Genomic DNA, 20,983 nt, shown 5'->3' with positions numbered 1-20,983 from the left:
AAAATCGCTTACTGCAGGTTAACCAGCAAACTGGTGCCGCTGAAATCAGGATTGCCCACCAGGCTGATGTAGTACCAACCGGAACTGGGATTGTTCACCGAGATCGATTCACTATTGCCTGCGTTCGCAGAGACCTGGTCATAGTCGCTGGCGGTCGCCCAGTTCGCATCGTTGACATACAGCTCGGCGTTGCCGCTGCCATTGCCCGTTTGGACCTGCAGGCTCTGGGTGCCCGCGGGCACGTACACATAGGTGTACACGATACTGTCAGATGCAGCGATACAAGTCGGCGTATCCACTGTGACCTCACCATAGTCGAGTGGACTACTGCTGGCACAGGCATCGGGCACGCTGCCACTACCCGTATTTTCGGTAAAGCTCGCGGTCAGGGTCACATCGCTGAAGGCATTGTAGGCTTTCAAACGCACATACCAGGTGCCCGCCTGCGGCGCGGGGACGCTACAGCTTTCACTGTTGCCACCCACGTAAGGACGACAGTCATAATCACTGTCCGTTGGGGCACTGCCATGCTTCACGTATAAGTCTGCATCCCCACTACCGCCGCTAATCGCGACATTCAGGTCAGTAGCGCCCGCCGGTACCGCCAGTGTGTAAATGACGTCATCACCTTCAGTCGTAACGGCCACACCGGTAACCGCAACACCATTGGTTAAGGTATTGTCGCCGGGATCGGTACCGCCACCATCCGTATCGAAACTCATCGACAAACTGACATCGGCATAGGCATTGTAGGCCACTACGCGGACATACCAGGTCCCCTCCTGCGGCGCAGCAATATTGCAGCTCTCGCTGTTGCCCGTCTGATAGGGACGACAATCGTAGGTAGAGTCCGTTGGCGCGGCACCGTAGCGCAGGTACAGGTCGGCATCACCACTGCCGCCACTGAGGGAAACCGCCAGATTGCTCGCGCCCTGAGGCACTTCGAAAGTGAATTCCAGCGCATCACCGTCAGCAGCGACACTCAGGCCAGAGGCAGGGACACCATTTTCCAGCACAACGGGATCGGTACCACCGCCATTATCTCCCCCGCCGTTGTCACCCCCACCATTGTCTCCGCCGCCGTTGTCCCCACCACCGTCGACCGTGCTCTCGACGGTCAGCAACCAGTTGCGCCATTCGGTATCGTAGCTGGTGCCGATATTATTGAGGTAATTCAGGTAAGCGTCGTAATCGCCCGCGCGCAACAGCGCCAGGATTTGCTGTACGTCACTGTTGCGACGCTCAAACATAAACCGCACGGCCAGGTAGCCCCAGCGATACACCCGATCCTGCCCGCTACTGTAGGTATTGGCGAACACTTCGCTCAGGTTCAACGACTGCGTACGGGCCAGCGTAATGGCCGCATCGTTGTCGTCTTTCAGGGAAATATATTCGGCGAGCCCCTCGATCCACCAGACCGTCTTGTGGCTACCGGTCCGCGCATCGCCGAAGTCACCTTTCAGGTTGTAACGGCCATCCAGGTAGTGCACGTATTCATGGGTGAGGTTCCACACATGAAATTCCGGGCGCAACCAGTCGGCCTCGTGCGCAATAAAGCGTGCCTGGTTAGCCGGGTCTGCCGGGTTACCCTCCAAGTACATACCGCCATTGTTGGTATCAATACCGTAAAAAATTGAGGCGTATGTGTTGTAGTTATCCCAGTCATCGAACACCACCACTTCCAGGTCTTCGTTGAAATCGTCGGCGACCGGATTGAAGTTGGTACCGAGGCGCTGATGGAAATATACCTCCTGGGCAGACAGGTCGTCACAGGACTGCACCATCTGCGTATTGGTCATATCCTGCGCGCGGATTTTCAGGCTGGCACTACAGGTATGGTTGTTCACCAGCACCTGGTCTTCGAGCCCATCGGACCAGCCACAGATACCAAAGTCGGCACAATCACCGTAGTAGTCGACACCATTGGCAGCAATCAACCAGACACTTGCCCCGGTACCATTGACGCTATAGCGGTCGAGTATCGCCTGTACTTCGCTCTTGACCACTGAGTGAACCGGCGCGTTGCTGTACTGGAGAAAACGCGCCAACTCACGGGCAGCATTTTCCTGCATAAACAATGCATCACCGGCAAGCATCCAGTCAGATCGTGCGAATGCACCAAGCCGGTAGATCAGGTCATAGTCGCTGCTGGCGGCATCGACAAAATCCTGCTGGTAGTGCCCGCGAAACAGCACGGTAAAAATGCCATTGACCGAGCTGCGCATATTGAATGAAGCGGCGTAGCTCGCGTCCCAGCGACTTAGCCATTCTCGAATCACCGGCAGGTACCGCGCCTGCTCCTCGGCACTGTCCATTAATACAATGGCATCCTGGATCGCACTGCCGTGACTGTCCGAGTTTGCGTAAAAGTCGGCATTGCCGACAAACGCATCCAGTGCAGCAACCACCGCATTTTGCACCTCACCGGCAAACGGGCCCACGTCATTCGGGTAGTAGTATTCGATGTAGTAGCCAGTGCGCAGAAAATAAAACAGATTGTTAATACTGCTGTCGCCATCGGCTGCAAGATAAGTCGATGCCATCTGCTGCGCTGCATTGGCAACACTCACCATTTTGGCGTTCTGAAAAGCAGCAAAGCTGGTGGCGTTGCCATCGTAGAGGTCATTGATACAGCTACCGGGCGACTGCAGGATATGATCGACCAGCGCCTGACCGGAATAATTCGCGTACCCACTGACATCACAGGTGGTGGACATTGGCGTTGCCAGCGCCTGCATCGGCTGGGCGGTTTGGATTTCCTGCAACGCATCGTACTTGGGCTCGACCGGAGCCTGTATCAATTGCGGTGTGGAATCCGGGCGCTGTACAGCAATCGGCCCCTCGGCGGAGGCCGCCAGCGACAAGCAGCTGAATAGCAGCGCCGCGGCAGCCACAAGGATTGGCTTATGTTGGTTTTTCATTATTGGTCTCTGAATGTGGAGCTAGGTAAAGTGGAATCCGCTACCCCGCAGACACAGCAGCCGGGGGCGCGACCCGGCAAGAAGCGACTGGCCAACCTCCACGTTCTTGCATTGCATGCAATATAAATATTTTTGAGTGCAATAAAATATTTATCAGAGGACCTGCATCACAGATTCCTGTATTCGCAGGCGCCTAACCGCCATCTGCGTACCTTTTTGCGCCATTCAGGGGAGAAGCGGGGTGCGACTTAGACCTACAACCTCGACACTGGCCATACTGCCCGGCCGGCAGCCTAACCAGGCACATTGATGGCCAGGGAGACAGGACGCCGGGTCTATCGGCAAATCAATGTCGACCAGGCAGTCTCTGGACGCGTGCCACCGAAACCCTGCCCCGGGAGGCCCATCGACCGCCCGGACGCGCCGCCATTGTCCATACTGATTAAGCAGCGGCAGGCCCATAATCGCTTGCGTTCCCGGTGGGTTTTGGTAGTATGCGCCGACTTTTTAACCGGCCCTGTCGGGCCAGCCTAAACCAAAGACGACTCTGTGCTTGGCGATGACCAAGTGGCAGTTTCGAAACGAGGCCATCATGAAAGCTGATATCCATCCGAATTACGTCGACGTCACTGCAACCTGTTCCTGCGGTAACGTTATCCAGACCCGCTCCACCCTGGGCAAGGACCTGAGCCTGGACGTTTGCTCCCAGTGCCACCCGTTCTACACCGGCAAGCAGAAGCAAGCGACCACTGGTGGACGCGTCGACCGCTTCAAGAAGCGTTTCGGCAGCCGCATCGGCAAGTAAGCCGGCGCAGCGCACCGCCCATGAAAGCGGTCAAAAAGGCACCCTGGAGTCTCCTCGGTGCCTTTTTTTGTGCCCTGCTGTTTGGCGTCGAATCCCATGCCGATTGCGTGCTGGGCGCCGCCGACGAAGTCGTGGCACTCAAACGGGTACAGGACGGTGACAGCCTGCTACTGAGGGATGGCCGCCGGGTGCGCCTGATCGGCGTCAATACACCGGAGATGGCCCGCGACGGGCGTCCCGCCGAACCACTGGCCCGCCGCGCCAAGGAATTCACCGAGCGCTTCCTCGCCGGCGGCGACGTGGAGCTGGTGTACGACCGTGATCGTCGCGACCGCTTCGGGCGCGTGCTGGCCCATGTCTATAACCATCGTGGTGATAGTCTCGAGTCCGCGCTGTTGTCAGCCGGACTCGCCTTCCACATCGCCGTCGCCCCCAATCTCAAACTGGCCGAATGCCTGTCGAGCCGCGAATACGAGGCCCGACGCCGCGGCCGTGGCGTTTGGGCACCGGGGATCTGGCCGGTGACCATGGCGGCCGATGTACAACCGGGGGATGCGGGCTTCGTGCTGTTGCGCGGTACGGTACGCAAGGTCGACCGCAACCGGTTCCTGTGGCTCGAACTCGATGGCCCGGTCGCCCTGCGACTCGGTCCAGGCGGGGATTATGGCCACTTCCGGCGGCGCTATTGGAAAGGGGCCGAAATAGAAGTAAAGGGATGGCTGGTGGACCGCGGAGCGAAATACTCATCTCGATTTCCACGCCATAAGCGTTTTTTTATTGCTGTGGACTCCCCATCCATTCTTGAAATTAGTACAAAATAACTCTCGCTAATCCTTACGCACCTTGTGGCTATCAGCGCCTGTCGGTTATCCTTCGCGCCCCAACCAATATCGGCCCGAGTGGCACCTGCCAGCGGCCTCAACGAGTGTTTGCGAGAATGGAATGACAGACGCATTGCGCCAGGCGGCGTTGGACTACCACGCCCTGCCAAGCCCCGGGAAACTCTCGGTGGAACTCACAACCCCTGCCCAGACGCAGGAGGACCTGTCACTGGCGTACAGCCCCGGTGTGGCGGAGCCCGTGCGCGAAATCGCCAAAGATCCGGAGGCGGCCTACCGCTATACCGGCAAGGGCAACCTGGTAGCGGTTATTTCCAATGGCAGCGCCATCCTGGGCCTCGGCAATCTGGGCCCGCTGGCGTCCAAGCCGGTCATGGAAGGCAAGTCCCTGCTGTTCAAACGCTTTGCCGGCATCAATTCCGTCGACATCGAGGTAGACGCTGCCGGCCCGGAAGAATTTATCCAGACCGTGAGCGCCATTGCCAATACCTTTGGTGGTATCAACCTGGAGGACATCAAGGCACCGGAGTGCTTCCAGATCGAGGATGCCCTGATCAATCGCTGCCTGGTGCCGGTCTTCCACGACGATCAGCACGGTACCGCGATTGTGACTGTGGCGGCGATGCTGAACGCGCTGGATATCCAGGACAAGCGCATCGAGGACGTGCGTATCGTGTGCCTCGGTGCCGGTGCCGCGGCCACCGCCTGCTGCAAACTGCTGCTCGCTGCGGGTGCGCGCAAGGAACAGATCACCATGCTCGACAGCCGCGGCGTGATCCATGCCGGGCGCACCGACATTAACGCCTACAAGGGTGAATGGGCGCGGGATACGGAAATGCGCACCCTGGACGATGCCATCGACGGCGCTGATGTTTTCCTCGGCGTATCCGGCCCGGATTTGCTGTCGGCTGAGCAGCTGGCGATGATGGCGCCGCGCCCGGTGGTATTCGCCTGCTCCAACCCCAACCCGGAGATTGCCCCGGAACTGGCCCACAGCACGCGCGATGACCTGATTATGGCCACAGGACGATCTGACTACCCCAACCAGGTCAATAACGTACTGTGCTTCCCGTTTATCTTCCGCGGCGCACTGGACGTGCGCGCGGTGCGCATCAATGAGGAAATGAAGCTCGCGGCGATCGAGGCCATTCGCAAGATCGCCCACCTGCCGGTGCCCGACGAGGTACGCGCGGGCTATGGCGGTATCGAGCTGGAATTCGGCAAGGACTACATCCTGCCGAAGCCCACCGATCCGCGACTGCTGCCGGAGGTAGCTGGTGCGGTGGCACGGGCTGCGGTAGACAGCGGTGCGGCCCGTCTGCCCTACCCGGAGGACTATCCACTGGCACCGCTCTGAGTCACCGGGCACAGCCGGCCAGACGTCGGCTGGTCGCACAACGGAAGGGGCTGGCGCCGGTTGCCAGTCCCGACCTTGACCCTTCCTGCAGCCTCGCTACACTGGCCCTCTGATACCGACGCAGAGTTGTTCTTCCGCATGAGTCACGTCTACGTGCTGACTAACCAGCACAAAAAGTTCCTGAGCAAAAGCAACGAGTGGATTGATGGCCGCGAGGCCAACAAGTTGTTCCGCAGCGAACACAAGGATGTCGCCATCAACCAAATGTTCGAGGCCAACACACGCGACGTTAGCCTGCGCATCGAACTGCTCGAATGCGAGCTGGTCGGCAAAGGGCACCCGGGCATTCCCGAAGATGCACTGGGCGACCCGGAGATCGAACCCGGCGCGCCGGAAGAACTGCCGGGAGAATCTGCACCCGAGGTAAGCCCGGAGCCCGCCCCCGAAGCCAACCCTGAAACTGCACCGGAAGTCGCTCCGGATGTGGCGCCGGAGATCATCCCCGGCCAACCGGGCGACCAGAACCCCAGCTCAGAGAGCCCGGGCGAGGATAACAGCCTGTCCGGGTCCGCCGCCTGAGGGCATCCGGGCAGATGAGCCGCCCCTAGCCACCGTTGGCATGGCGGCTTGAGTTCCCCGCTCAGAGACCCCATATTCGCCAGACTATGTTTTGCCGTCGGCGCACCAAGGAGATTCGCGTGCCCAATCCCTACCTGGCCAGTCTGGCCGAGCCCTCTCAGCATGCACTGCTCAAGGGCATTCGCCGCGGGATCGAGAAAGAGAGCCTGCGTGTGGCCCCAGATGGCACCCTCGCGCTCACCGGCCACCCGCAAAAGCTGGGTTCGGCGCTAACCCATGAATACATCACCACAGACTTCTCCGAAGCCCTGCTGGAATTCATCACCCCGCCCTGTGCCTCACCGGAAGAGGCGCTGGAAACCCTCGAACGCATTCACCGGTTCACCTATAGCCAGATTGGCGAAGAGCGCCTGTGGGTAAACAGCATGCCGTGCCGACTCGGCGCCGATGAAGACATTCCGGTGGCCCGCTACGGCAGCTCCCACAGCGGCACCATGAAGACGATTTACCGGCTGGGTCTGGGGTTGCGCTATGGCCGCACCATGCAGACCATCGCCGGCATTCACTACAACTTCTCCCTGCCAGACACCTTCTGGCAATGGCTGCACGAAAAAGAGGAAAGTAGCGAGACGCTGAGCAGTTTCAAAACCCGCCGCTACTTCGACCTGATCCGGAACTTCCGCCGCTACTACTGGCTGCTGATCTACCTGTTCGGCGCGGCGCCAGCGGTGTGTGCGTCGTTTGTTGACGGACGCGAACACAAGTTGGTGCCGGTAGAAGGCGATGAACACAGCCTGCACGCGCCCAACGCGACTTCCCTGCGCATGGGAGACCTCGGCTACAACAGTGCTGCGCAGCAATCCCTGATCGTCTGCTACAACGATCTGCAGAGCTACCTGGCCACCCTGTGTGCCGCCATCTCCCGGCCCTATGCCGACTATCACTCGCTGGGTGTGCAGGACACCGATGGTGAATACCAGCAACTGTCCACCGGCCTGCTGCAAATCGAAAACGAGTTCTATTCGCCGATTCGACCAAAGAATCCGGCGCGCATGGGGGAAACCGCACTGTCGGCACTGGATCATCGCGGGGTCGAGTACATCGAGGTGCGCTGTCTCGACCTGAACCCGTTCGAACCGATGGGTATCGATGCCGCACAAATGCGTTTTCTCGACAGTTTCCTGCTGCATTGCCTGTTGAGCGACAGTCCGAAAACCGATGAACTCGATTACCGTGCAACCCAGGAAAACCAGTCGCGCATTGTGTACCGCGGCCGCGAGCCGGGCCTGACACTGGAATGCAACGGTGCCGAGCGACCGCTGACCGAATGGGCGGAGGAACTGCTCGACGGGATCGCGGACATGGCAGGCTTACTGGATAGCGCCTGGGACAGCACCGACTACGCAGAGGCGCTGGAACAGCAGCGCAATAAAGTGCGCGGCAAAGCGGCTACCCCGGCGGCGCAAATCCTTCACGAGATGCAGGCCCGCGGGCAGAATTTTTACGAGTGGGCAGCGGACAAGGCAGAGGAACATCGCCGCTACTTTATCGAGCGGCCGCTCGATCGCGAAGAGCAGTCGCTGTTCGACCAGGCCGCAGCCACATCGCTGGAGCGGCAGCGAGAGGTGGAGCAGTCTGACACCGGCTCGTTTGAGGATTTCCTCGGCCAGTACTATGCCCAGTACACGTTCTGCCAGCAGTAGGGCGGCCTGAGCGACACCAACGGTGAACTACCTCGCCCACCTGCTACTCTCCGGGCCCGAACCAGACTGGCGACTGGGCGGGCTTCTAGGCGATTTTGTCAAAGGCCCGCTGAAAGGTGAGCGTCCCGAGGCCATCGAGGCCGGTATCCGGCTGCATCGGAAAATTGATGCGGTCGTCGATCAACACCCCGCCTATCGTGCAGCACTTGCCGAACTGGGTCCCGAATGGCGCCGTTACGGCGGTATTGCCCTGGATATCTGGTTTGACCACTTACTCAGTAAAAACTGGAGTCGCTGGAGCGGGGAACCATTGGGCCAATTTTGCGACCAATGCTGGGAGGATTTTCGCCAGCGTCGCGATCACATCCCGCCCAACGCACAGCGCTTCATGGCACGTGCAGAGCAATATAGACTCCTGCAGGGTTACACTGAGCTCGCCGTGATTGAGCGCAGCCTGGCTCGAGTCGGGCAGCGGCTGCGCCGCCCGGTCAGCCTCGAGGAGACCATGCCCGCGCTGGTCGCCGCGGATGAAAAGCTGGTGCCCCTGTTCGATGCGCTGTTTCTTGAGCTGAGTCGACGGGCGAGCGAATTTCGCCGGCAGTTCGACCAGCCGTAAACAATAAGACTGAAACTGGAAAATAGTATCTGATGACTTTGCCCAATCCCCGCACCATTTTTCTGGTGGTGTTCCTCGGCGTCGCATTTATGTTGTGTGCCGCTTTCTACCTCGAGTATGTCGAGGGTCTGGAGCCCTGCCTGCTGTGTATCACCCAGCGGATCATGTTCCTTGGGGCCGGGCTGGTATCGCTGATCGCTTTCCTGCATAACCCCGGTTCGACTGGCCGCCGCATCTACGGCTTGCTGGTTGCCCTTTGGGCCCTGGGCGGCCTGTATTTTTCCGGGCGCCAGTTGTGGCTGCAAAGCCTGCCCGAAGATCAGGTGCCGGCATGTGGCCCGGGCATTACCTACATGCTCGACGCCTTCCCGATGGGGGACGTCATCAAGGGCCTGCTCACCGGTGATGGCAATTGCGCAGAAGTCGCCTGGACTTTCCTCGGGCTGAGCATTCCCGGCTGGGCCGCCGTCGGCTTTGTGGGCCTGATTGTGCTGGGTATCTGGCAGGCATTTCGCCGCGGCTGATCTAGATTGTTGAGTCACAAGCCGGCTTCTCTTCAACGCTGGGGCGCAAGGGCCCTGGGCGCACTGGCGCTGGTGATTTTCAGTTTTGCTGGCAGCTGGTTGCAGCAGCAACTGGGAATCGCCGTACCCGGCGCCGTGATCGGAATGTTAATCCTGCTGTTTGGCCTGATGCTGCTGGGCCACGTGCCCAACGGGTTGGCGGAAGTGAGTAGCGCGTTGTTGCGCATTCTGGTTCTGGTCTTCCTGCCCGCCGCCACCGGTATCTATTTTCTACGCGACCTGTCGGCCGCTGACTGGTTCGGCCTGATCGCTGCCGCTGTCGTCGGCACGCTCATCTCCGTCGCAGTGTGCGGACTGTTGATGCGCGCGCTGCTCGCCCGGTCAGACAAGCGGCGAGATGGTCAATGAGTGATATCGCGCTGGCGCTATCCAGCCCTGTCTTTGTACTGCCGCTGAATGTCTGCGCGTTTCTGTTCGGGGTATGGCTTTATCGCCGTGCACGCACCCCGCTGCTGCATCCGATCGTCGGTGCCAGCGCCCTGGTGGCGGTCACACTCATCGCGCTGGGCATTCCCTACGAGGAATATCGCCAGGGCAGCGCATTGCACTATGCATTGCTGGGCCCGGCAGTGGTGGCACTGGCTATCCCGTTGCGACAAAACCTGGCCGTGGTGCGCCAGGCAGCTGTGCCCCTGACCGTCACTGTGGTCGTGGGCGCGCTGATCGCGCCGCTGGTCGCTGTCCTGCTGGCGCTGCTGCTTGGTGCGGGCGAACCGATCATGCTGGCGCTCACCGGCAGGTCCGTGACCACGCCGGTAGCGATGGCCGTGGCACAGCAGGTAGGCGCCGCAGAATCACTGACCATTGGTGCCGTGATGATCAGTGGCGTTGTCGGGGCGCTGCTCGGGCCACCACTGCTGCAGCGAATCGGCGCCGGAGATGAGCGCATTATCGGGTTTGTACTGGGCATCAATGCGCATGCCATTGGCACGGCGCGGGCACTGGAAATCAGCACGCTGTGCGGGGCCTTTGCGGGACTCGCAATGGGACTTTGCGGTGCCGTGACCGCACTCGCGCTGCCTCTGCTGACCGGCGGCTGAATACCGCCCCCAGACGGCCATTTCCCCTCACGTCAGTTATGGCACCTAAAGCGTCCGCTTCCTTGCCGCCGGCGGGTGAATCTCCTATCTTGGACTAAGCCACGCGCGTGGTCTTAGGGGTGTTCGCGCCTGAAGCAAAAGATGACACAAGGAAGTTTTGGCGATGTTGGAAAATTGTAAATCCGCGCGCGAGCGCTGGGGGGGCGTCAGCGACATCATTGATCGTTGGCTACAGTCACGACAGTCCCTGCTCGTATCCTTTTGCGCCCTCTCGGAAAAGAAAGAAATCCGCGAAGGCGACTCCGAAACAGAAGCCAATGTGCGCGAGCTGTGCCAGCACCTGATGGACTATGTCTCTGCCGGGCACTTTGAGGTCTACGAACAGCTGATTCTTGAAGGCAAGGCGTTCGGGGATACCGAGGGCCTGGAAAAGTCCCGCGATATTTATCGCGAGATCGATGGAACAACGGACATTACCGTCGATTTTAATGATAAGTATCAGGAAACGGACGATCTATCGAGCCTGGTCAGCGACCTTTCCCAGCTGGGGGAAGCACTCGAGACCCGCTTTACTTCGGAAGACAAAATGATCGCGGTCTTGCATACGGCGCACAAAAACCAGCTCGCCTAGCACTGTCATCAAGCATTGATACGCAGCACGCGCACAGACAACAAACAAAAAAAGGGGCCTGACGGCCCCTTTTTTATTGGCACCGGAAACATCCAGCGCGGTACGTCAGCAGAAGAGGGGTATCACTCTCCGCTGTCGCTTTCTGCCGGAGCCGCCGGCTCGTTGGAAACATTGGCCTTGTGCAGTTCCACCTCAAAGATCAGCGTGGCATTAGGACCAATCAGGCCACCCGCACCGCCCGGGCCGTAGGCCAGGTCTGAAGGAATGTAGAGCTCCCACTTGGCGCCTTCCTTCATCAGCTGCAGCGCTTCGGTCCAGCCCTTGATCACGCCATTCACCGGGAACTGAACCGGTTCGCCGCGCGCGTAGGAGCTGTCAAACTCGGTGCCATCGATCAGCGTGCCTTTGTAGTCCACTTCGACCGTGCTGTCTGCCGCGGGGGTATCACCGCTGCCGGCAGTAATAATCTTGTACTGCAGGCCGGAGTCTGTGGTTACCACGCCCTCTTTCTTGGCGTTGGCCTCAAGGAATGCTTTGCCGTCAGCCAGGTTTTGCTCAGCCTTGGCTTTAAAGTCTTCTTCCTGCTTGGCCAGCATCTCTTGCTGCTTGGCCTGCATCTTTTCCTGGAATACCGCGATGACTTCTTGCTTCTCTTCATCGGAGAGACGGGAGTCCCGCTCTGCCGCCACATCACTCAGCGCCATCATCACAACCTGCGGATCGAGCTGGACTTCCTGGGAAGCCAGGCGACGTGCCATATCTTCGGCAATGATATAGCTGACTTTCTGCTCGTGAGTGTCGAGAGCGACCTCAGTATTCTGGCCGGAATCTTGCTTGTTACAGCCGGTCAGTGCGAGGCCCAGAGCAACGGCAGCGGCCAAAGGATACTTTTTCATATTGGAAGGATCTCAGTGTCGTGATTATTTATCTGTGTCTGCTTGATGCACAAAAGCGCCATAGCTGACCCCAAGCGAATTACAGCCAGGCGCTTCCTGTAGATGGGTGCCCGATGACCTGATCAGAGAAACGTGATCGGAACCCTGGCAAACGGAACCGGTTAAACCCATATCGGCGGAAACCACCATTGTTCGCAAGTCTAACCCATGGTGTACGGGGATGCATATCAACCTGGTTCACACTGCCGACGGAAAATCCCTATCGGGAGCGAATCGTGGATTTTCTGCACCTGCATTGGTCTTGGCGGCCTTCGATGAGCGGTGAGAGTGCGGAAGCGGTCAAAAAGTTTCTTTGCCGGCAAAAATTTTTTGTATTCCGGATGAATTCATCCCCGGCGGCATACAACTTTTCAAAAAACAGCGCTATTATCTGGCGACCTGTCGTTGCTCCGGCTCAACACTGGTTGGTCTCGCGGGATCGGAGAAATCGTCAGTACATGTATTTTTAGAGGGTGCGGCTACCACCGCAACTGGATCGGATACTTAGGGTACCGATCTGCTCCGGATCGATAATCACCTCAGGACATTTACTCATGGCTGCCAGAAAGAAAGTTGCTAACCCGGTCGTAGAACTGGAGGCACAAATTGCCAAGCTCACCACCAAACTCGACAAGGCCCGTGCCAAACAAGTCTCCGATGCCAGCAAGGCGCTACAGAAAGCCGTAAAAGCACAGGCGTCTGCCAAGACCAAGCTGGCCAAGGCGAAGGAAAAACTTTCAGCCGCGCAGGCCGCAGGCAAGAAAAGCAAAACCGCCGCTGCCACCAAGCGTATCGCCACTGCCAAGGCAGCCGTTGCCAAGCTGGTGACTGAAGCGACCGCCGCTGCCAAAGCCAGCGCGACCGCAAAGCAGGCGGAAGCAGCTGCCAAGCTGGACGCCAAGGTAGCCGCCACCGTTGCCAAGGCAGCAGCCAAAGCGGAAAAAGCGGTTGGCAGCAAGACCAAAAAGAAAAAAGCCCCGGCAAAGAAAGCAACCAGCAAAACGGCTGCCAAGTCCACGGCGAAGAAGGCTGACGCCAAGAAAGCCGCCCCGAAGAAAGCCGCTGCCAAGAAGGCAGTAGCTAAAAAGGCCGCTCCGAAGAAAGCAGCCCCCAAGAAAGCCGCTGCAAAGAAAGCGACCCCCAAGAAAGCCGCGGCCAAGCCGACTGCGAAAAAGGCGGAAGCCAAGCCGGCAAAGAAAGCACCGGTGAAGAAAGCGGTCGCCAAGGCGCCGGCAAAACCGGCCGCCAAGCCGGCAGAGGCCAAGCCCGCAGCACCCGCTGAGAGCAAGCCCGCGGAAGCACCGGCGGCGCCAGTGGTGAGCAAAGCTCCGGAGGCGAAACCTGCCGCCCAGCCAGAGGCACCCAAGCCCGCAGCACCGAGCATCACGCCGGCAACACCGGCGAACAGCCTGTTTGCCAGCGAGCCGTCCAGCGACAACTAATCTGCGGCGGACGCGCGGTAGGGCGGCGCAGCTGCGCCAGTACTCAAATCGGTACGATGTCCCGACCCGCCGTAAACCCCTCGATCAGGCCCGCCCAGCGGGCCTGTTCTTTTTGCGGTAACCCATACTGCTGACCTGCGAGCGCGAGCGCGTCGCGATCTTCCGGCCACGCCTCCTGCTGCAGCTGCCATAGCGCGGCGAGCTGGCGCTGCTCCAACTGCAACTCCCAGCGCAGGCAGCGGCGATACAGATTACTGGCACGTGGCCCCAGCTTCTTGAGCCACCGTCGCACACCGCGTACGCTGCCAATAATCCGCCGTCGGGGCGCCAGGCCGCGATCCGCTATGCGCCAGCTCTCCTCACTCAACTGGCGACCGCTCGCTTCCACATAGCTCGCCCATAGCAACAGGCATACATCGGCCCCACGCGTATCCTGGCAATCCAACAAGAACGATTTCACCCCGTCGTGGCCATAGAAGTCGATACTGAAGTCCCACAGGGGGTTTTGCAGAGACGAAGATGGAGGTGCGGATTTTGTCACGTTAGAATTCCGACCGTTTTTTCGATTGGCTCCTAAACACTAGCCACTTTTCCCGTATAAGAGGTTTTCCTTGATCAATCTGCAAGGGGTCTCCCTGCAAAGGGGCGGCCGCGAACTGCTCAACAACGCGGATTGCCGCATTTTCCCCGGCCACAAGGTGGGCATCATTGGTGCCAACGGTTGCGGCAAGTCTACCCTGTTCAAGTTACTTTTGGGCCAGACCGAAAGTGATACGGGTAGCGTCGAGGTGCCCTCTGGCTGGCGCTTTGCCCACATGGCACAGGAAGTCGCGCACAGCGATGCGTCAGCGCTCGACTATGTGCTCGACGGCGATGGTGAGCTGCGCCAGCTCCAGCAGCGACTGGCACAGCTGGAAAATGGCGCTGGCAGCGACGCACGCGAGCTGGCTGAGCTTCACGAGCGCATGGCGGCCATCGACGGCTATAGCGGTCCGGCACGGGCGGCACAGCTGCTCGACGGACTGGGATTTTCCCACGCCGATCAGCAGCGCCCGGTGAACAGCTTCTCTGGTGGCTGGCGCATTCGCCTGAACCTGGCCCGCGCCCTGATGTGCCCCGCCGACCTGATGCTGCTCGATGAGCCCACCAACCACCTGGACCTGGATGCAACCCTGTGGCTGGAGCAATGGCTGCAACGCTACCCGGGCACACTGCTGATCATTTCCCATGACCGGGATTTCCTCGACGCGGTTGTAGACGGGATTGTCAGTTTCGAAAACCAGCGGCTGCAGCTGTACAGCGGCAATTACAGCAGTTTTGAACGGGCCCGCGCAGAGCGACTGGCCCAGCAACAAGCCCAATATGAAAAGCAGCAAGCGGAACGTGCGCACATGGAAGACTTTGTGCGGCGTTTTCGCGCCAAGGCAACCAAGGCCCGGCAGGCACAGAGCCGCCTGAAAGCGCTGGATCGCATGGCCGTGATTGCGCCGGCGCATGTCGACTCACCGTTTCGCTTTCAACTGCCCGCCGCCGACAAGGTATCAGACCCGCTGATTGACCTGCGCGAGGTGGACCTGGGTTATGGCGACACGACCGTCGTGCACAACGTCCAGCTGGGTATCCAGCCGGGACGTCGCATTGGACTGCTCGGCCCCAACGGCGCCGGCAAGTCCACCCTGATTAAAACCCTTGCGGGGTTGTTGCCGCCCCTGTCCGGTGAGCGCCTCTGTGGCGAGCATCTGCAGATCGGCTATTTCGCCCAGCATCAGCTCGAGGCACTGGACGGCCATGCGTCCGGCCTGCTCCATCTGCAGCGCCTGTCGCCGGATGCCAGTGAACAGGCGCTGCGGGATTTTCTCGGTGGCTATGGATTTATTGGCGACCGGGTGTTTGAGCCCGTCGCTGGATTTTCGGGCGGTGAGAAAGCGCGCCTGGCGCTGGCAATCCTCGCCTGGCAAAAACCCAATCTGCTGCTGCTCGACGAACCGACCAACCACCTCGACCTGGAGATGCGCCATGCGCTGACACTGGCACTGGCGGAGTTTCCGGGTGCGGTCGTGCTGGTCTCGCACGACCGCCACCTGCTCTCCAGTACTGCCGACGAATTTATCCTGGTTGCCGGCGGTAAGGCAGAGCCGTTTGACGGCGACCTGGAAGATTACAAACACTGGCTACTGCAGTTCCGTCGCGAGGAGCGCAGCGAAACCGCCAGGGCGGACGGCGCACCCAGCGAAGACAAGCGCGCCCAGCGTCGGGCCGCCGCTGCCCTGCGCGAGCAACTCAAGCCACTGACCAATCGCCTGAAAAAGGTGGAGCGCGAAATGGCGCAGTGTGAGGAACGTCTCGCGAAAGTCGAGGAACAACTCGCCGATGAAAGCCTCTACAGCGGTGGCCAACAGGATGAGATCGCCAAACTGAATCGCACGCAGTCTGAACAGCGCGGAAAACTGGATGAGCTGGAAGCCGAGTGGCTGGAGATCAGCGAGCAGCTCGAAGCTGCCCGCAGCTAGCGTCGGTTAACTGCCGTTAACGCGGGCAGCCGTTCTCGTCCACAGCGGTACCCTGCGGGGTACCGGGACACTGGTCGAGGTAATCCGGCACGCCATCGCGGTCGCTATCGATGGGGCAGCCGGTATTGTCTACATCGACACCGGGTGGCGTCTGTGGGCATTCATCATCGCCATCGAGAAAGCCATCGCCGTCGGTGTCCCGCACGACCACCGTATATTCACTCCACTGGTAGCCAATGGTAACCGCCAGCATGCCATCCAGGCCGCCGTTTTCGACACCCTGATAGGCCCGACCGTCGGCGCGTACCTGCCAGCGCGGCCCCAGTTGGTATTTGACCCCCAGGCCCAGATTGACCATGGTCTGGCGGTCGTACCAGTATTCGGAAAACCCGTAATCGTTGTCCTGCTCGATGCGAATTTCACCTGCACCAAACGCCACATAGGGCTGCCAGCAATAGTTGCCGCAGAAACGGCCGAGGAAGTGGTAAAAGAGGTCGAAATGGTAGTTGTAGATCTCCACATCTTCGGAGATTTTAAAACCGAATTCGTCGAAGGTGCTGGCATCGGCACTGTAGTAATCGAGCACGCCTTCCAGAGCCCATCGATCGTCAATGCTATAGCCAAAACCCGCGCCACCGCCGGATGCATCTTCCAGCTCGAAGCCCTCCAGGGGAGTGCCGTCGAGACGGTCATTGTCGAACCAGGATCTCGAGCCCTTGAGATACAGATTGAGCGTGGTTGACCGATCGGCCAGTGCCGGAGCGGTGGGAATGATCAGCAGGGCGAACAGAGGCAGCAGCCAGACTGCGCGCTGACGTCTTTTATGCATTGTTGTCTCCGGAAATCCTTTTGCCGGCAGCATCGGACTGGCTGGGTCACCGCGCAGTCCTCCGCACTTGAAGATAGCAGACGCAGCAGGCATTGCCCGCGCACTGTCGAGCTACGCCTCAGACCCTGCGATAGAGCAGATCCCAGACCCCATGACCAAGGCGCTGTCCACGACGCTCGAATTTGGTTTCCGGGCGGAATTCCGGGCGCGGGGAAAAGCCGCCGTCAGGCTGCGTGTTCTGCAGCATCGGCTCGGCGTCGAGGACTTCCTGCATCTGCTCGGCGTAGTTCTCCCAGTCCGTCGCCATATGCATCAAGCCGCCCGGCTTGAGCTTGCTGCACAACAAGCGCACAAACTCGGGCTGCACGATACGCCGCTTGTGGTGCTTCTTTTTGTGCCAGGGATCGGGGAAGTACAACTGGAAACGATCCAGCGAAGCATCTTCGATGCAGTCAGTCAGCACATCCACGGCATCCGCCATATAGACGCGCAGGTTACTGAGTTCAGCCTTGCCCGCATTATTGATCAGGCGGCCGACACCCGGTGGATGCACTTCGATGCCGATAAAGTTCTTGTCCTGCTCTGCCTCGACCATGGCCAACAGGGAGTCGCCCATGCCGAAACCGATCTCCAGGACCAGCGGCGCCTCGCGGCCAAACGCTTCGACAGGGTCCAGCTTGCCGCCAAACAACGACAGGCCAAAAGGCCCCCAGTAGTTGTCAAACGCGCGGCGCTGGCCTTCGGTCATGCGCCCGGCGCGGATCACATAACTGCGAATGGACTTCTTCTTGTACTCGGTGCGGTAGGGAAAGTCTTCCGCGGACTCTTCATGCATGGGCTGGACCTCGGCTGCGCATGTCGATGCAATCAGTGTAGGCCGGCGCCACCATGGACGCCGTCGGGGCGGGGATACTAACGAGGCAGCGACAGGGCGGCAACCAGCAGGGCGACCCAGCCCGCAATCAGGCAGAGTCCACCCAGCGGTGTGACAGGGCCCAGCCAGCGCGGTCCGCCCAAAGCCAACCAATAGAGACTGCCACTGAACAACAGGATCCCCACACAGAACAGGGACCCCGCGGTGGTGAATGCGGTTTTGTCGCCCCACACCTTGATCAGCACTGCAATCCCGATCAGCGCCAGCGCATGCACCATCTGGTAGTGCACACCCGTCTTGAACGCCTCCAGCAGGTTTTCCGCCACGCGACCACGCAGGCCATGGGCGCCAAAGGCACCGAGCATAACGCCGCTGCCGCCGAAAAGTGCGGCCAGTACGAGGAAAGTCTTGGTCATGTGTGTCCCTTATCCAATCGGGTTTGGAATCTCTGTTACTGGCCGTCTTGCGACAGCCATAAAAAAACCGCGCCGGAGCGCGGTTTTTCTGCCATCGGGAAGGATCAGGCTTCCATCGCCACACGAACCTTCTTCATGGCATTTTTCTCCAGCTGGCGAATACGCTCAGCGGAGACGCCGTACTTGTCGGCCAGTTCGTGCAGGGTGGACTTTTCCTCCCCCAGCCAGCGCGCCTGAATGATGTCACGGCTGCGATCATCGAGCTGCTCCAACGCGGATGCCAGGCTGCTGAGATTGGTCTCCTGCAGGTTCTCCTGCTCTACCTGGGCGGCCGGATCAAAGCGACGGTCCTCGAGGTAGTGCGCCGGCGCCTGCCAGGCCGAATCTTCGTCGTCATCGACACCGGCATCAAAGGCAGCATCGTGGGCGGCCAGGCGGCCTTCCATCTCATGCACCTGGGCCACATCGACATTGAGGTCCGCAGCAACAGCCTTGGCCTCGTCATTGGTCAGCCAGGCCAGCTTCTTCTTCTGACCGCGCAGGTTAAAGAACAGCTTGCGCTGTGCCTTGGTGGTGGCGATCTTGACGATGCGCCAGTTGCGCAGGATGTACTCGTGAATCTCGGCCTTGATCCAGTGCACCGCAAACGACACCAGGCGCACACCCTTTTCAGGGTTGAAGCGCTTGACCGCTTTCATCAGGCCAACGTTGCCCTCCTGGATCAGGTCACCCTGATTGAGGCCGTAGCCAGAGTAGGATTTGGCGATATGCACAACAAAACGCAGGTGCGACATAACCAGCTGACGGGCAGCATCAAGGTCTTCGCGATAGTAGAGATCTTCAGCCAGGCGCTTCTCTTCCTCGGCCGACAGCACATTAAAGCCGCTAACCGTTTGGATGTATGCGCCCAGATTGGCTCCCGGAGACAGCGTATAGGCTGGCTGCAGGCTCGTTCCCATTCAGGTTTCTCCAGTCAAATAGCCGCCAGCGGTGGCTGGGGCCCCGCGCGAACAGTTGAGTCCGCGTGACAAAAATTGTGTCCCAGTGTAGCACTAGCCCGCGCCGAAGCAAAAGCTAAGGGGCGCCGTCCTCAAACCGTGCCACACCCGTTGTATTTCGAGGTTCTTAGGCAGTTATCCACAGGGAAAGTTCCCCGCCCCGGACGACGCGCGGGCATCCCAGAACCGACCGGTCAGGACGGCTCGATCGCGCGAATGTGGCGTGCAACCGCGAGCCACGCGCCAATCAGGCCAAGCAGCGCCGCACCGGCGGTGAGTGCCAGCAAATATTGCAGACCCGGACCATCCAGGCTGTAACCACTGCCGTAGGACGAAGCCAGTCCCGCAACCGGCGATGACAGCAGCAGGGCACCCCCGGCCACCAGTAACCAGGCGATGAATCCACCAAATACCCCGTACCAGAGCCCGGAGTAGAGAAAGGGCCGCCGCACGAACGCATTGGTCGCACCGACCAGCTTCACCACCAGAATTTCCTCGCGGCGACTCTCGATATGCAGGCGGATGGTATTCACCACCACCAGTATGACCCCAAGTGCCAGCAGCAAACCGAGCCCCACCGCAATACGCCGCCCCAGTTGCGTCAGCTGGGCCAGCCGCTCGACCCAGGCCAAATCCAGTACGACCGCATCGGTCAGTGCACTGTCCCTGAGTCGCTGCGCCAGTGCTTCCAGCTGCGCCGCCTCAGTGGCGGCCGGCCGGACCAGCAAAACCGCCGGCAAAGGGTTGGCATCGAGGCCCGCGAGTGCATCGCCCAGGCCGGATGCCTGCTGGAATTCCGCCAGCGCCTGTTCCGGCGAGATATACGTCACCGCACCCACCAATGGATCGCTCTGCAACCGCTCGATAAATCCATTCACGGCATGCTCCCGCGCACTCTTGTGCAGGAACACGGACAATTGCGGCTGGCCATCCCAGCCGGCGATGGCCTTTTGGAAATTGACCAGGCCAATCTGCAGCGCGGCCGGCAGGGCCAGCGCGATGGCGATGACCAGCGCGGTCATGGCACTGGCCATGGGCGCGGCAAAAAAACGGCGCAGTGCCTCCGCCGCCATTTCCCGATGGTGACCAAGCCAGCTGTGCCAGCGATCTCCCACACTGGTACGTGCGGCAACGGCACCCGCACTGCGGCTGCGTGTCTCGGCTGGGGCGGGACGGCGTCCGGCGCCGCGCGGGTTACGAGTAGGCTGGCTCACGACCGGGGACTCCGTCATAGATCAATTCACCCGCCTGCAGGGTCAGTACCCGACGTTGCTGACGCGCGATTAATTCCAGATCGTGGCTGGCAATCAATACGGTCACCCCCACCGCATTAAAGTCGGCAAATAACTGCATGATTTCCGCCGACAACTGCGGATCGAGGTTACCGGTCGGCTCATCGGCCACGAGGATCGCCGGCTTGTTGACCACAGCACGCGCAATACCCACCCGCTGCTGTTCACCGCCGGACAGCATGATGGGATTCTGCCGCTCTTTGTGCAGCAGTCCGACCTTGTCCAGCGCGGCGCGCACACGACGTCCAACATCGCGCTTGCTGCAGCCGGCCACCGACAGCGGCAGGGCCACGTTGTCGAAAACACTGCGGTCGAACAGCAGCTGGTGATTCTGGAACACGATGCCGAGGTTGCGGCGGTAGTAGGGGACCTGGCCATTGCGCAGGCGATTGAGATTCTGTCCGGCCACAATAATGCTGCCGCGAGTAGGGCGCTCGATGGCCGTAAGCAATTTCAACAGGGTACTTTTACCGGCCCCAGAGTGGCCGGTCAGGAAAACCAGCTCTCCACGGTCGAGCTCCAGGCTGATACGCACCAGCGCATCCTGTCCGGAGGCATAGCGTTTATTGACGTTGTCGAAAGTGATCATGCGGCGCTGCTGTTATTGTTCTT

Annotated in this window: 21 protein-coding genes; 12 read left to right on the top strand and 9 right to left on the bottom strand. The window is 59.9% G+C overall.

Translation table 11 applies throughout. The features are described from left to right. Positions 1–8: 8 nt before the first annotated feature. Positions 9–2,921 (bottom strand): M9 family metallopeptidase, encoded by a 2,913-nt coding sequence (locus tag ACXAD0_RS03280; RefSeq protein ID WP_475086918.1) that lies wholly within the window; start codon positions 2,919–2,921, stop codon positions 9–11. A gap of 592 nt (positions 2,922–3,513) precedes the next feature. On the opposite strand from ACXAD0_RS03280, the gene rpmE reads away from it, so the two are divergent. The 10 genes from rpmE (at position 3,514) to rsd (ending at position 11,075) form a co-directional block, all read left to right on the top strand. Continuing rightward, positions 3,514–3,726, top strand: a complete 213-nt coding sequence (gene rpmE / locus ACXAD0_RS03275; protein ID WP_475086917.1) for a 50S ribosomal protein L31 — start codon at positions 3,514–3,516, stop codon at positions 3,724–3,726. Positions 3,727–3,746: 20 nt separating this feature from the next. After that, positions 3,747–4,547 carry a thermonuclease family protein gene (locus ACXAD0_RS03270; RefSeq protein ID WP_475086916.1) on the top strand — a complete coding sequence of 267 codons (801 nt, stop codon included), beginning with the start codon at positions 3,747–3,749 and terminating at the stop codon, positions 4,545–4,547. A gap of 121 nt (positions 4,548–4,668) precedes the next feature. After that, positions 4,669–5,922: a malic enzyme-like NAD(P)-binding protein gene (locus ACXAD0_RS03265; RefSeq protein ID WP_475086915.1), complete on the top strand. Its 1,254-nt coding sequence runs from the start codon at positions 4,669–4,671 to the stop codon at positions 5,920–5,922. A gap of 138 nt (positions 5,923–6,060) precedes the next feature. Next, on the top strand, positions 6,061–6,501 hold the full coding sequence (locus ACXAD0_RS03260) for a hypothetical protein (RefSeq protein WP_475086914.1): 441 nt from the start codon (positions 6,061–6,063) through the stop codon (positions 6,499–6,501). A gap of 86 nt (positions 6,502–6,587) precedes the next feature. Continuing rightward, positions 6,588–8,204, top strand: a complete 1,617-nt coding sequence (gene gshA, locus ACXAD0_RS03255; protein ID WP_475086913.1) for a glutamate--cysteine ligase — start codon at positions 6,588–6,590, stop codon at positions 8,202–8,204. Positions 8,205–8,226: 22 nt separating this feature from the next. Further along, positions 8,227–8,820 (top strand): acyl carrier protein phosphodiesterase, encoded by a 594-nt coding sequence (locus tag ACXAD0_RS03250; RefSeq protein WP_475086912.1) that lies wholly within the window; start codon positions 8,227–8,229, stop codon positions 8,818–8,820. A 32-nt stretch (positions 8,821–8,852) separates the two neighbouring features. After that, positions 8,853–9,344: a disulfide bond formation protein B gene (locus tag ACXAD0_RS03245; protein WP_475086911.1), complete on the top strand. Its 492-nt coding sequence runs from the start codon at positions 8,853–8,855 to the stop codon at positions 9,342–9,344. A gap of 6 nt (positions 9,345–9,350) precedes the next feature. Then, positions 9,351–9,752, top strand: coding sequence for a CidA/LrgA family protein (locus ACXAD0_RS03240; RefSeq protein WP_475086910.1), 402 nt, complete (start codon positions 9,351–9,353; stop codon positions 9,750–9,752). Beyond that, the gene (locus ACXAD0_RS03235; protein WP_475086909.1) at positions 9,749–10,444 is read left to right on the top strand and encodes an LrgB family protein; all 696 of its coding nucleotides are present in this window, start codon (positions 9,749–9,751) and stop codon (positions 10,442–10,444) included. Before ACXAD0_RS03240 ends, ACXAD0_RS03235 begins: the two co-directional genes overlap by 4 nt. Before the next feature lie 163 nt (positions 10,445–10,607). Beyond that, positions 10,608–11,075, top strand: a complete 468-nt coding sequence (gene rsd / locus ACXAD0_RS03230; protein WP_475086908.1) for a sigma D regulator — start codon at positions 10,608–10,610, stop codon at positions 11,073–11,075. Between the two features lie 122 nt (positions 11,076–11,197). Here the strand turns inward: rsd and ACXAD0_RS03225 are convergent, their stop codons facing one another. Beyond that, positions 11,198–11,971, bottom strand: a complete 774-nt coding sequence (locus ACXAD0_RS03225) for an FKBP-type peptidyl-prolyl cis-trans isomerase (protein WP_475086907.1) — start codon at positions 11,969–11,971, stop codon at positions 11,198–11,200. Positions 11,972–12,564: 593 nt separating this feature from the next. Between ACXAD0_RS03225 and ACXAD0_RS03220 the strand changes: the two genes are divergently transcribed. Continuing rightward, positions 12,565–13,452, top strand: a complete 888-nt coding sequence (locus ACXAD0_RS03220; protein ID WP_475086906.1) for a hypothetical protein — start codon at positions 12,565–12,567, stop codon at positions 13,450–13,452. Between the two features lie 43 nt (positions 13,453–13,495). Here ACXAD0_RS03220 and ACXAD0_RS03215 read toward each other — a convergent pair whose 3' ends face one another. After that, positions 13,496–13,993: a TIGR02444 family protein gene (locus ACXAD0_RS03215; RefSeq protein ID WP_475086905.1), complete on the bottom strand. Its 498-nt coding sequence runs from the start codon at positions 13,991–13,993 to the stop codon at positions 13,496–13,498. 70 nt (positions 13,994–14,063) lie between these two features. Here ACXAD0_RS03215 and ACXAD0_RS03210 point away from each other — a divergent pair, with 70 nt between their 5' ends. Next, on the top strand, positions 14,064–15,962 hold the full coding sequence (locus ACXAD0_RS03210; RefSeq protein ID WP_475086904.1) for an ABC-F family ATP-binding cassette domain-containing protein: 1,899 nt from the start codon (positions 14,064–14,066) through the stop codon (positions 15,960–15,962). Positions 15,963–15,978: 16 nt separating this feature from the next. Here the strand turns inward: ACXAD0_RS03210 and ACXAD0_RS03205 are convergent, their stop codons facing one another. From ACXAD0_RS03205 to ftsE, 6 genes are all read right to left on the bottom strand, one after another. Beyond that, positions 15,979–16,791, bottom strand: a complete 813-nt coding sequence (locus ACXAD0_RS03205; RefSeq protein ID WP_475086903.1) for an outer membrane beta-barrel protein — start codon at positions 16,789–16,791, stop codon at positions 15,979–15,981. A 118-nt stretch (positions 16,792–16,909) separates the two neighbouring features. After that, on the bottom strand, positions 16,910–17,626 hold the full coding sequence (gene trmB / locus ACXAD0_RS03200; protein ID WP_475086902.1) for a tRNA (guanosine(46)-N7)-methyltransferase TrmB: 717 nt from the start codon (positions 17,624–17,626) through the stop codon (positions 16,910–16,912). A 77-nt stretch (positions 17,627–17,703) separates the two neighbouring features. Then, a complete protein-coding gene (locus tag ACXAD0_RS03195) occupies positions 17,704–18,081 on the bottom strand; it encodes a DUF423 domain-containing protein (protein ID WP_475086901.1) in 378 nt (125 codons plus the stop codon). A 104-nt stretch (positions 18,082–18,185) separates the two neighbouring features. Then, positions 18,186–19,040, bottom strand: coding sequence for an RNA polymerase sigma factor RpoH (rpoH, locus tag ACXAD0_RS03190; protein WP_475086900.1), 855 nt, complete (start codon positions 19,038–19,040; stop codon positions 18,186–18,188). Positions 19,041–19,273: 233 nt separating this feature from the next. Further along, a complete protein-coding gene (gene ftsX / locus ACXAD0_RS03185; protein ID WP_475086899.1) occupies positions 19,274–20,293 on the bottom strand; it encodes a permease-like cell division protein FtsX in 1,020 nt (339 codons plus the stop codon). Then, the gene (ftsE, locus tag ACXAD0_RS03180; RefSeq protein WP_475086898.1) at positions 20,274–20,960 is read right to left on the bottom strand and encodes a cell division ATP-binding protein FtsE; all 687 of its coding nucleotides are present in this window, start codon (positions 20,958–20,960) and stop codon (positions 20,274–20,276) included. The genes ftsX and ftsE overlap by 20 nt, the downstream gene beginning before the upstream one ends. Positions 20,961–20,983: the final 23 nt, after the last annotated feature.

Source organism: Microbulbifer sp. ABF4_148 (genome assembly GCF_056158985.1).
This window is presented reverse-complemented; position numbering and strand designations above follow the sequence as displayed.